12 protein-coding genes are annotated in these 9,587 nt (G+C 71.7%); 8 read left to right on the forward strand and 4 right to left on the reverse strand.

The features are described from left to right. Window positions 1–112 precede the first annotated feature (112 nt). The 3 genes from SM754_RS05870 to SM754_RS05880 all read left to right on the forward strand — a co-directional run bounded on the left by SM754_RS05870 (window position 113) and on the right by SM754_RS05880 (window position 2,088). A complete protein-coding gene (locus tag SM754_RS05870; RefSeq protein WP_323675295.1) occupies window positions 113–1,069 on the forward strand; it encodes an aminopeptidase in 957 nt (318 codons plus the stop codon). A gap of 105 nt (window positions 1,070–1,174) precedes the next feature. Further along, window positions 1,175–1,543, forward strand: a complete 369-nt coding sequence (locus tag SM754_RS05875) for a universal stress protein (RefSeq protein WP_323675296.1) — start codon at window positions 1,175–1,177, stop codon at window positions 1,541–1,543. Continuing rightward, window positions 1,540–2,088 carry a GNAT family N-acetyltransferase gene (locus SM754_RS05880; protein ID WP_323675297.1) on the forward strand — a complete coding sequence of 183 codons (549 nt, stop codon included), beginning with the start codon at window positions 1,540–1,542 and terminating at the stop codon, window positions 2,086–2,088. Before SM754_RS05875 ends, SM754_RS05880 begins: the two co-directional genes overlap by 4 nt. A 42-nt stretch (window positions 2,089–2,130) precedes the next feature. On the opposite strand, the gene SM754_RS05885 is transcribed toward SM754_RS05880, so the two are convergent. After that, window positions 2,131–2,595, reverse strand: coding sequence for a universal stress protein (locus SM754_RS05885; protein ID WP_323675298.1), 465 nt, complete (start codon window positions 2,593–2,595; stop codon window positions 2,131–2,133). 129 nt (window positions 2,596–2,724) lie between these two features. On the opposite strand from SM754_RS05885, the gene SM754_RS05890 reads away from it, so the two are divergent. The 3 genes from SM754_RS05890 (at window position 2,725) to SM754_RS05900 (ending at window position 4,960) form a co-directional block, all read left to right on the forward strand. Then, the gene (locus SM754_RS05890) at window positions 2,725–3,153 is read left to right on the forward strand and encodes a universal stress protein (RefSeq protein ID WP_323675299.1); all 429 of its coding nucleotides are present in this window, start codon (window positions 2,725–2,727) and stop codon (window positions 3,151–3,153) included. 81 nt (window positions 3,154–3,234) lie between these two features. Then, window positions 3,235–4,368 carry a DHH family phosphoesterase gene (locus SM754_RS05895; RefSeq protein ID WP_323675300.1) on the forward strand — a complete coding sequence of 378 codons (1,134 nt, stop codon included), beginning with the start codon at window positions 3,235–3,237 and terminating at the stop codon, window positions 4,366–4,368. Between the two features lie 172 nt (window positions 4,369–4,540). Next, window positions 4,541–4,960 (forward strand): ester cyclase, encoded by a 420-nt coding sequence (locus tag SM754_RS05900; protein ID WP_323675301.1) that lies wholly within the window; start codon window positions 4,541–4,543, stop codon window positions 4,958–4,960. Between the two features lie 84 nt (window positions 4,961–5,044). Here the strand turns inward: SM754_RS05900 and SM754_RS05905 are convergent, their stop codons facing one another. Continuing rightward, window positions 5,045–6,010 carry a DUF8155 domain-containing protein gene (locus SM754_RS05905; protein ID WP_323675302.1) on the reverse strand — a complete coding sequence of 322 codons (966 nt, stop codon included), beginning with the start codon at window positions 6,008–6,010 and terminating at the stop codon, window positions 5,045–5,047. A 55-nt stretch (window positions 6,011–6,065) separates the two neighbouring features. On the opposite strand from SM754_RS05905, the gene SM754_RS05910 reads away from it, so the two are divergent. Next, window positions 6,066–6,785, forward strand: coding sequence for a lipoate--protein ligase family protein (locus SM754_RS05910; protein ID WP_323675303.1), 720 nt, complete (start codon window positions 6,066–6,068; stop codon window positions 6,783–6,785). Between the two features lie 66 nt (window positions 6,786–6,851). After that, window positions 6,852–8,234, forward strand: coding sequence for a dihydroorotase (locus SM754_RS05915; RefSeq protein WP_323675304.1), 1,383 nt, complete (start codon window positions 6,852–6,854; stop codon window positions 8,232–8,234). A gap of 19 nt (window positions 8,235–8,253) precedes the next feature. Here the strand turns inward: SM754_RS05915 and SM754_RS05920 are convergent, their stop codons facing one another. Then, window positions 8,254–8,634: a DUF7268 family protein gene (locus SM754_RS05920; protein WP_323675305.1), complete on the reverse strand. Its 381-nt coding sequence runs from the start codon at window positions 8,632–8,634 to the stop codon at window positions 8,254–8,256. 5 nt (window positions 8,635–8,639) lie between these two features. After that, window positions 8,640–9,587: an ABC transporter permease gene (locus SM754_RS05925; RefSeq protein ID WP_323675306.1), complete on the reverse strand. Its 948-nt coding sequence runs from the start codon at window positions 9,585–9,587 to the stop codon at window positions 8,640–8,642.

The following is a 9,587-nucleotide window of genomic DNA, read 5'->3' on the forward strand; positions in this document are numbered from 1 at the left end:
GGTCCGTCGGACTCGACGCCGGCCTCGCCGGCGCCGGCTGGCCGTCTCGTCACGCGCGCCGCGGGACGCCCAGACGGCAAGACCTAATCCGGTTCCGTTCGGAGTGCGCGCCATGAGCGACCTTTCGGTACCGGCGCGGACCGCCATCGAGCAGTGCATGGACGTGCGCGAGGACGAGAGCGTGGTCGTCGTGACCGACGACGAGCGCCGTCCCATCGGCGAGGCGCTGTACGAGGCGGCGCTCGCGGCGACCGACGACGCGACCGTCCTCCAGTATCCGCCGGGCGAGAACCACGGCGAGGAGCCGCCGGAAGCGGTCGCGGCGGCGATGGCGGCGGCGGACGTGTTCCTGGCGCCGACGTCGAAGAGCCTGAGTCACACGCGAGCGCGCTCCGCGGCGACCGACGCCGGCGCGCGCGGCGCGACCCTCCCCGGTATCACCGAGGACGTGTTCACGACCGGGCTGGACGCGGACTACGAGCGGATCGCGGCGGGCTGCGAGGACGTCCTCGCGCAGGTCGCCGACGCCGAGGAGGTCCGGGTGACGACCGACCTCGGCACCGACATCACGTTCGAGGCGGGCGACCGCGACTGGCGCGCGGACACCGGGATGGTCCACGAGGACGGCGACTTCTCGAACCTCCCCGCCGGCGAGGTGTTCGTCGCGCCCGAGACCGCGAACGGCCGGTTCGTCGTCGACGGGACGATGATGCCGTACGAGCGCCTCGACGACGACCAGACGCTCGCGTTCGACGTCGCGGACGGCCAGGTGACGGACATCGAGGACGACCGTATCGCCGAGCAGTTCGCGGAGCTCGCCGCGGACGCGGGCGACGTCGTGTACAACCTCGCGGAGCTCGGTATCGGGACGAACGTCGCCGTCACGGACCTCGTCGGCTCCGTCCTCCTCGACGAGAAGGCCGCGGGAACGGTCCACATCGCCATCGGCGACAACGCCGGCATCGGCGGCGACACCGACGCGCCCATCCACTCCGACGGCGTCATCCGGGACCCGACCGTGTACGCCGACGGCGAGGAGGTTGACCTCCCGACGCCCGAACGGTCCTGAGCGTCTCGACGGCCGAACGCCGTCGCGCTCTCGACGGTCGACGCACGTCCGGAATCGTCGGTCGTCGGCGAAACCACTTTGACGTCTCCGCGGGTGGGTGCGGGTATGCGAGTACTGCTGGGAGTGGCCGGCGGCGAGGAGTCGATGCGGGCGCTCGAGTCGACGGTCGAGCGCGCTGCCGAGGCCGGCGACGACCTCACCATCGCGGTCATCGAGAAGGACGACATGGAGCAGTCACCGGACGCGGTCGCCGACGACGCGCGTGCGGTCGCCGAACGGCACGGACTCGACGTGGACGTGCGCGTCCTCGAAGGCGACCCGGGTGCGTCGCTGGTCGACACCGCCGAACGCGAGGGGTTCGACGAGCTCGCGATCGGCGGCGGCACCGAGAGCCCGATGGGGAAGATACGACTCGGCCCCGTCACCGAGTTCGTGCTCCTGAACGCCACGACGTCCGTTCGACTCGTCCGATGACCGGGAACCGTTCGTTCCCCGACGACGCGGCGAGCGGGTTCCCGACGCCACCGCGGTCGTTCGCGGACCGGGAGGACCGCGAGATCCGTATCGACGGTATCGACGAATCGGACCTGGACGCGGTCGCGGAGATGTACGTCGAGTTCGACCCCGCCGACCGCGCGCAGGGGATTCCGCCGGCTGGCGAGGAGCGCGTGTACGACTGGCTGGACGCGATCTTCGATGACGGCATCAACGTCGCGGCGTTCCACGGCGACGACGTCGCCGGGCACGCGACGCTCGTCCCGGACGAAGCCCACGGCGAACCCGGCGAGCACGCGTACGAACTCGCCATCTTCGTGCTCCAGCAGTACCAGCGCGCCGGTATCGGCCGTGAACTGCTCGTGACGCTCCTCGGGCACGGCGCCCGCGAGGGCGTCGACCGCGTGTGGCTCACGGTCGAACGCTGGAACACCGCCGCGGTCTCGCTCTACCGCGACGTCGGCTTCGAGACGTGCGGGAGCGAGAGCTTCGAACTCGAGATGAGTCTGCGCCTCGCGGACTGAGGTAGCATCCGGCGGCCTCCAGGCCGGCGGTTTTGGGGTCGGCTACACGGAGAGGAGCGGTTGGCTGGCGTACAGGAGGACGTATTCGGCGGCTTTCGCGAGGACGTCGCCGCCTTCGCCCATGGGTTCGCGGGGGACGACGAGGAAGTCGGCGTCGACCTCGTCGGCGGTGTCGAGGACGACGCTCCCGGGGTGCTGGGTCTTGCGCGTGGTCGAGAAGCCGTACGCGGTCGAGTGCCGGAGTTCGACGTCGTGCTCGGCGGCGATCGGTGCGACGTCGTCCATGAACGACTGGTTGTCGCTGGAGACGTCGTCCGCTTCGACCGCTCCTTCCTCGACGGCGCGCACGACGTCCTGGCCGACGACGTACACGGCGTACACGCTGGCGTCGTACTCGTCGGCGATGGTGACGGCGTACTCGACGGCGTTCACGGACTCGTCGCTGCCGTCGACGGGGACGAGGACGGTGTCGACCTCGAGCGCCTCGGCTGGCGCGGGCGTACTCATAGCGGGCAGTGCGACGCCGGGAACCAAAAAGGTGCGTGCGTTCGGGTCGCGAGCGGTCGGCTGCGAGTGGGCGTCGGTCGCCGTGACACGTCGGGTGGGTTTAAGCCACGGCCGGTCGTTCCATCGGGTATGTTCGATTCGGTCGTCGTCGCGACGGACGGCTCCGAGAGCGTACAGCGTGCGGTCGACGTGTCGCTCGACTTCGCGGAGCGGTTCGACGCGACCGTGCACGCGCTGTACGTCGTCGACGCCTCCGAGGTGGAGTCCTCGCCGGAGTCGGTGCGCGACGAACTGCGGAGTGCGCTCGAAGCGGACGGCGAAGATGCGTTGTCGGCGGTCGCGGAGCGCGCGAACGTCGACGTCACGACCGCGGTCCGCGAGGGCCGTCCGGCGGCGGAGATCACGGCGTACGCTCGCGAGGTGGACGCGGACGTCGTCGCCAGCGGGACGCGCGGTCGCCACGGCGAGAACCGGTTCCTCATCGGGAGCGTCGCCGAGCGCGTCGTCCGCACGTGCGACAGGCCCGTGTTGACGGTACGGCAGCTCCAGGAGGAGTAGCGAGACTGGCGGTCGCGGGGGAGCGTGGTGGCTCCAACCCCGAACCGCCGGCTACTTGCCGTGTGCTCGCGTCCTCGGGGTATGGACGAGTCCCTCATCGAGCAGGACGATATGTCGCTCGCGCGGAAGTCGGTACTCCCTGGCACGGGCTTTTTCGTGCCGGACGAGGTCGACGAGGAGCGACGGGAGCGCGAGGCCGCCGAGGCCCTGGCGGGCCAGTCGGTCGCGGTGGTCGCGGACCCGGACGCGGACGGCCTGGCGTGTGTCGCGCTGCTGCGGGAGGCGTACGGTGACGCCGGCCTGGTGCCGGCGGGCCCGCACGACCTCGAGGACGGCATGGAGCTCGTGGCGGAGCACGGCGAGCCGGGGCTGGACGTGTTCGTCTGCGACCTCTGCCCGGACCGCTACGAGTACGTCGACGAGGAACTCGACGCGCTCGTCGAGACCGCGGACTCCGTCAGGTGGTTCGACCACCACCAGTGGGACGACGACGTCGCAGCGAAGGTCCGCGAGGCGGGCGTGGACCTGGTCGTCGGCGACAGCGACGAGGAGTGCACCGCGGACGTCACCGTCCGCAGCCTCGACCACGCGTTCGACGAGCAGTACGTCGACCTGGCCGCCGTCACGCGCGACCACGACCTCTGGCTGCGCGAGGACGAGCGGAGCGACGACCTCGCGGACCTCGCGTACTGGGTGGACCCCGAGGAGTACATCGAGATAATCCGCGAGGGCGGCGCGGACCTGCCCGCGGACGCTCGGGAACTGCTCGCGGAGCGTCGCGTGGAGAAGGAGGCGCTCATCGAGAAGGCCGTGGACCGCGGCGAGATACGGGAGGTCAACGGGTGGACGGTCGGCGTGACGTACGGCCGGTGCTCGCAGAACGAGGTCGCGGAGGCGTTCCGCGAGCAGGGCGCGGACGCGAGCGTCGTCGTCAAACCCGCCGGTTCGGCGAGCATCCGCGGCACGGACGAGTTCGAGCGCTGTCACGAGGTCGCCGGCCAGGTCAACGGCGGCGGGCACCCGAAGGCCGCGGGGTGCAAGCCCGACATCTACGACGACATGCTCGACTACGCGCACCACTGGACGACCCGCGGCGCCACCGCGAAACAGGTCATCCTCGACGGGTTCCGGCACCTCGACCGCGAGGACGAGTCGGCGGAGAACGAGGCCGGGGACGACGACGCGGCAGGGAACGACGCGGCGGACGGCGAGTGAGTCGCATCTGGCGTCGGTGACGCCCGCGGTCGGGGCGCACGAGTAAGACCGGTGCCGCATCGGCGCGTGCTAACGCTTAACACTCTACTGGGCGTATCTCGGATGGGTCAGTCCTCAGCCGACTACGTGGCTCGACGACGCTGCGGCGTCGCGGACGCCCGGAGCCACACCGATGTCCACCACCACAGCCACAGAGACCGAGCGAATCGCTCGCGAGCACTTCGACCGCGTCTGGAACCACGGCGAGGTAGACGAGAGCGTCCTCGCGGACGACTACCGGGTCCACACGAACTTCGGCGAGGCGGAGACGCACACGCTCCAGTCGTTCGAGCGCGCCCTCGAGCACATGCGCGACGCCGTCCCGGACATGCAAAAGGAGCCCGCGGACGTCGTCGCGACCGACGACCGAGCCGTGATCCGGTACACGATGACCGGCACGCAGCAAGGCGAGTTCCGCGGCATCCCCGCCACCGGCGAGCCGATAGAGACCGAGGCCATCGCCATGTACCGGTTCGAGGGCTCGAAGATAGCGGAGGCGTGGATCGTCGCGGACTTCCTCCGCGCGATGCGTCAACTCGGCGTCGCCGACTGACGCCGCCGGCGACCCAACCTCAGCGAGGAACCCTCCGTCGACGAGGGGGAGCGAGCCGGCGAGCGGGTCACCCCTCGCTCCTCGTCAGCGATCGGTCGGCTCGAGGTCGACGTCGATGCGCTCGCCGACCGCGAAATCGAGGTTCTCGCCGACGAGTTTGACCGCGTAGTCGCCGCGCTGGCCGCAGAACAGGGAGATGCCGTGGACGGGCTGGTCGTTCGCGCGGACGGTCACGGGCCGCCAGGTGACGTCGTTCGCGCTCCCGCGGCTCGCGACGGCGTCGCCGACGTGCTCGCCGAGCAGGTCGACGGGCCCGGTCGCCTCGGCGGCCCTGTCTCCGTCGGCGCCGGTGGCGGGATGGACGCCGCCGGCGTCGTAGTGCTGGAACCCGCCGTCGAGCACGACGCGCTCGCCGTCGACGTCGGCGGCGACCCCGGCGAACGAGCCGGGTTCGATGTCGCCGGAGTCGGGTGCGTCCAGCAGCGCGTACGAGTCCGCGGCGTCGACGACGGTCCCGGAGCCGTCCCACTCCAGCGGGACCGGGTCGACGCCGACGTCGAGCGGGAGCGAGCCGCTCGCGCGAAGGTGGTCCTGGTCGTGCCGACGGAACCCGACGTGGAGGTGGTTCGGGACCCAGCGCGCGAAGAACCCCGCGCGGACGAGGTCGCCGAGGGAGTCCCCGACGCGGACCGTCTCGCCGACCGCGACCGTCGGCTCGACGTGCATGATGCGGGCGACGACCGGCCCGCAGTCGACGACGACGAGGTGGTCCTGGGCGGGCGCGTACGGCTTCGGTGGTGCGCGTACGGTCTCGGTCGCGACGACCTCGCCGCTGACGGGGCTCGGCGCGGTCCCGTCCATCGGGTAGCAGTCGACGGCGCACCCGTGGTCGTGCGCGGCGTACGGCGAGTTGTACAGCGTGTACCGCCGGTAGCGTTCCAGCACGCTCGCCGGGAGGGTCACGACGCCGTCCTCGTTCACCGACACTCCGGGGTTCTCGGCTTCGGCGGTCCGCCCGTCCGTCGTATCCGTCCCGTCCTCGGCGCTCATTCGGTCGCGGCTTGGGGGCGACGGGCCTAAACCGGCGCGGTCCGACCGCTGTCGTATGGAAGCGGACTCGCCGACGCTCGTCGTCCGCGGTCGCCTCGACGACGCGCTCGCTGACGGCGCGGCCACCGGACAGCTCCGGGACCGCGTCGCCGAGACCGGCCAGCCCGCGGTTCGCGTGTGGGCGCCGGCGCGCATCGTCGCGTTCGGCCGCCGCGACACCCGCAGCGACGGCTACGGCGCCGCGGCGGCCGCGGCGCGCGAGCACGGCTACGAGCCAGTCGAGCGGAGCGTCGGCGGGCGCGCGGTCGCGTACGACGGCGAGACCACGCTCGCGTTCGCCCGAATCACGCCCGTCGACGGCGTCCGCGGCGGCCTCGACGAGCGCTACGACGCCCTCACCCGCGACGTCCGCGGTGCGCTCGCCGGCCTCGGCGTCGACGCCAGCGAGGGCGAACCACCGGAGTCGTTCTGCCCCGGCCAGCACTCCCTGCGAACGACCGCGGGCGGCAAGCTCGCGGGACTCGCCCAGCGCGTCACGCAGGGCGCCGCCATCACGAGCGGCGTGCTCGTCGTCGCGAACCGCGACGACCTCGCCGGCGTCCTCGCCCCCGTCTACCGCGCGCTCGACGTCCCCTTCGACCCCGCGAGCGTCGGGAGCGTCGCGAACGCAGGCGGACCGAGCGACCCAGACCGCGTCCGGGCGGCCCTGGAGGACGCGCTCGTCGGCGACCGCGACCGCGAGGTCGTCGACGTGACGGCCGTCGTCGACGCGTAGGCGCTCGCTGCATCGACGCGCTCCCGGACCGGAGGCTTCAGGGCGCTCGCTGGCGGACCCCTGCGTATGCTCTTCCGGAACGCGACGCTCGCGGACGGCGAGACGGTGGACGTCCGCGTCGAAGACGGCGAGATCGCCGCGGTCGGCGACCTGGACGGCGGCGAGTCGACGACCAGCGACGACGAATCGGTCGTGGACGCCACGGGCAAGCACCTGCTCCCGGGCGCGATCGACGCGCACGTGCACTTCCGCCAGCCCGGCTACGGTCACAAGGAGACGTGGGAGACCGGGTCGCGGTCCGCGGTCGCGGGCGGCGTCACGACCGTCGTCGACCAGCCAAACACCAGTCCGCCGACGACCTCCGGAACCGCGTTCGACGAGAAGGCCGCGTTCGCCGCGGACTCGCACGTCGACTGGGGGATCAACGGCGGCGTCACCGAGGACTGGGACCCCGAGACCCTGCTCGACCGCGACCTGTTCGCGCTCGGCGAGGTGTTCCTCGCGGACTCCACGGGCAACATGGGGATCGACGCCGAGCTGTTCGCGGACGCGGTCGCGAAGGCCGGCGACGCCGACGTCACCGTGACCGTGCACGCCGAGGACGCGACGCTGTTCGACGAGACCGCACTCGACGACGCGGGCGACGGCGAGGGTCGCGCGGCGAACGCGGACGCCTGGAGCGCGTACCGGACGGCCGACGCTGAGGCGGCCGCGGTCGAGCGCGCGTGCGACGTCGCCGCGGACGCCGACGCCGCGCTCCACATCGCGCACACCTCGACGCCCGAGGGCGTCGACGCCGCCGCGGCCGCGGGCGCGACCTGCGAGGTCAGCCCGCACCACCTCCTGCTCTCCCGCGCGGACCTCACCGGCGACGACGCGCCCGGCCGACCCGAGTCCCGCGAGCCCGGGGACCCGCTCGGCACGTACGGCCGCATGAACCCGCCACTCCGGAGCGAGGACCGCCGCGAGGCCGTCTACGAGCGCGTCGCCGACGGTACCGTCGACCTCGTCGCGACCGACCACGCGCCCCACACCGTCGCCGAGAAGGAGGCGACGCTCGCCGACGCCCCCAGCGGCGTCCCCGGCGTCGAGACCATGCTCCCGCTGCTCCTCGAGGAAGCGCGCACGGGGCGACTCCCGCTGGAGCGCGTCCGCGACCTCGTCAGCGCGAATCCCGCCGACGTCTTCGACCTCCCGCGGAAGGGGCGCGTGGCGGCGGGGATGGACGCGGACCTCGTGCTCGTCGACCTCGACGACCCCGCCACCATCGACGGCGACGCGCTCCACTCGAAGTGCGGGTGGACGCCGTTCGCGGGCTGGCGGGGCGTGTTCCCCGAGCGCGTCTACCTGCGCGGCCACCTCGCGTACGACGCCAGCCGCGACGCCGGCGGCCCCGACGCCGACGACGCGTTCCCCGCCGGCGCCATCGGCGAGAACGTCGAAGAATAATCCGCGACGCGACGGGCGTTCACACGCCGAGCGCAAGCACTTCCACGACGCCCGTCGCGACCATCGCACCACCGCCGAACCCGCCGATGCGCGCCATCGCACGGCGCGAATCCGCCTCGGTCCAGTTCGTGTTCGTGTCCAGGTGCGCCTGCATGTTCTCGAACCCACGACCGGCCATCGCCGACCCCGACCACCCCAGCAGGCCGAGGCCGAACGCGAGCGTGCCGAGCGCGAACGCGAACTGGGACGCACCGACGACCGTCCAGCCACCCGCGACGACGAGCGCGCCGAGCAACAGACCGCCGACGAGCACGCCGACCGCGAACGCCCCGCCGACGAGTCGCAGCCGCGGCCACGCGTACGCTCGAACGCGCTCCCCGAGCGTGGCCTCCGCGTCCATCGCGATCAGTCGACCGCGTCCTGCATCCGCGGGTCGAGCGCGTCCCGCATCCCGTCACCCAGAAGGTTGAATCCGAGGACGGTCAACGCGAGGAACAGCCCGGGGAAGAACGACATCCACCAGCGTCCGGACTGGAGGCCGAACTCCACGCCGTTCGCGAGCATCTTCCCCCACGACGGCGACCCCGGCGGCGCACCGAACCCGAGGAACGAGAGCGCGGCGATGTCGATGATCGCGAGCCCGAAGTTCAGCGTCGACTGCACGGTGATGGGCGCGAGCGTGTTCGGCATGATGTGTCGGAACAGGATACGAGGGTCCTTCGCACCCAGCGCCTCGGTCGCGTCGATGTACTCGTCCTCCAGGACCTTCAGCGCCGCACCGCGGACGACGCGCGCGAACCGCGGCGTGTACACGAGCGTCAACGCGATCACGGCCTTCCAGAGGCCAGCGCCGAATATCGCGACGAGCGCGAGCGCCAGCAGGAGCGACGGGAACGCCAACAGGACGTCCATCGTCCGCATGATGACGTTGTCCGTCACGTTCCCGTAGTACGCCGCGATGATGCCGAGAGTCACGCCGAGCACCGTCGAGATACCGACCGTGATCGTCCCGAACTTCATCGCGATCCACGCCCCGTACATCGTCCGGCGGAAGATGTCCCGCGCCGCCTGATCCGTCCCGAACAACTGCTCGTTCGCCGCGCCAGGGCCACCGGCCCAGCCGGGCGCCGTCCGGCTCGGGAACGACCCGCCGAGCCGCGAGGACTCGAGCGCGCCGAGGTCGTAGAACACCCTGGCGTAGAGCGCTATCAGCAGCATCGCGAGGATGATGCCGATTCCGATGAGCGCGAGGCGATTCGAGAGCAGATCCGAGAGGAACGGCGAGTTCAAGAGCCGCTGGAGGCGGCCGCGTTCCTCGCGTTCCGCGCCGACGTCGGTGGTTTCGGTACTCAT

Source organism: Halorubellus amylolyticus (genome assembly GCF_034808145.1).
Lineage (GTDB): Archaea > Halobacteriota > Halobacteria > Halobacteriales > Natrialbaceae > Halorubellus.

What these genes read in the sequence shown, in the direction of transcription:
- SM754_RS05900 (WP_323675301.1), top strand. Translation starts at nt 4,541, where the DNA reads ATGTCCACCACCACAGCCACAGAGACCGAGCGAATCGCTCGCGAGCAC.
- SM754_RS05905 (WP_323675302.1), bottom strand. Translation starts at nt 6,010, where the DNA reads ATGAGCGCCGAGGACGGGACGGATACGACGGACGGGCGGACCGCCGAA.
- SM754_RS05890 (WP_323675299.1), top strand. Translation starts at nt 2,725, where the DNA reads ATGTTCGATTCGGTCGTCGTCGCGACGGACGGCTCCGAGAGCGTACAG.
- SM754_RS05870 (WP_323675295.1), top strand. Translation starts at nt 113, where the DNA reads ATGAGCGACCTTTCGGTACCGGCGCGGACCGCCATCGAGCAGTGCATG.
- SM754_RS05885 (WP_323675298.1), bottom strand. Translation starts at nt 2,595, where the DNA reads ATGAGTACGCCCGCGCCAGCCGAGGCGCTCGAGGTCGACACCGTCCTC.
- SM754_RS05925 (WP_323675306.1), bottom strand. Translation starts at nt 9,587, where the DNA reads ATGAGTACCGAAACCACCGACGTCGGCGCGGAACGCGAGGAACGCGGC.
- SM754_RS05920 (WP_323675305.1), bottom strand. Translation starts at nt 8,634, where the DNA reads ATGGACGCGGAGGCCACGCTCGGGGAGCGCGTTCGAGCGTACGCGTGG.
- SM754_RS05895 (WP_323675300.1), top strand. Translation starts at nt 3,235, where the DNA reads ATGGACGAGTCCCTCATCGAGCAGGACGATATGTCGCTCGCGCGGAAG.
- SM754_RS05875 (WP_323675296.1), top strand. Translation starts at nt 1,175, where the DNA reads ATGCGAGTACTGCTGGGAGTGGCCGGCGGCGAGGAGTCGATGCGGGCG.
- SM754_RS05880 (WP_323675297.1), top strand. Translation starts at nt 1,540, where the DNA reads ATGACCGGGAACCGTTCGTTCCCCGACGACGCGGCGAGCGGGTTCCCG.
- SM754_RS05910 (WP_323675303.1), top strand. Translation starts at nt 6,066, where the DNA reads ATGGAAGCGGACTCGCCGACGCTCGTCGTCCGCGGTCGCCTCGACGAC.
- SM754_RS05915 (WP_323675304.1), top strand. Translation starts at nt 6,852, where the DNA reads ATGCTCTTCCGGAACGCGACGCTCGCGGACGGCGAGACGGTGGACGTC.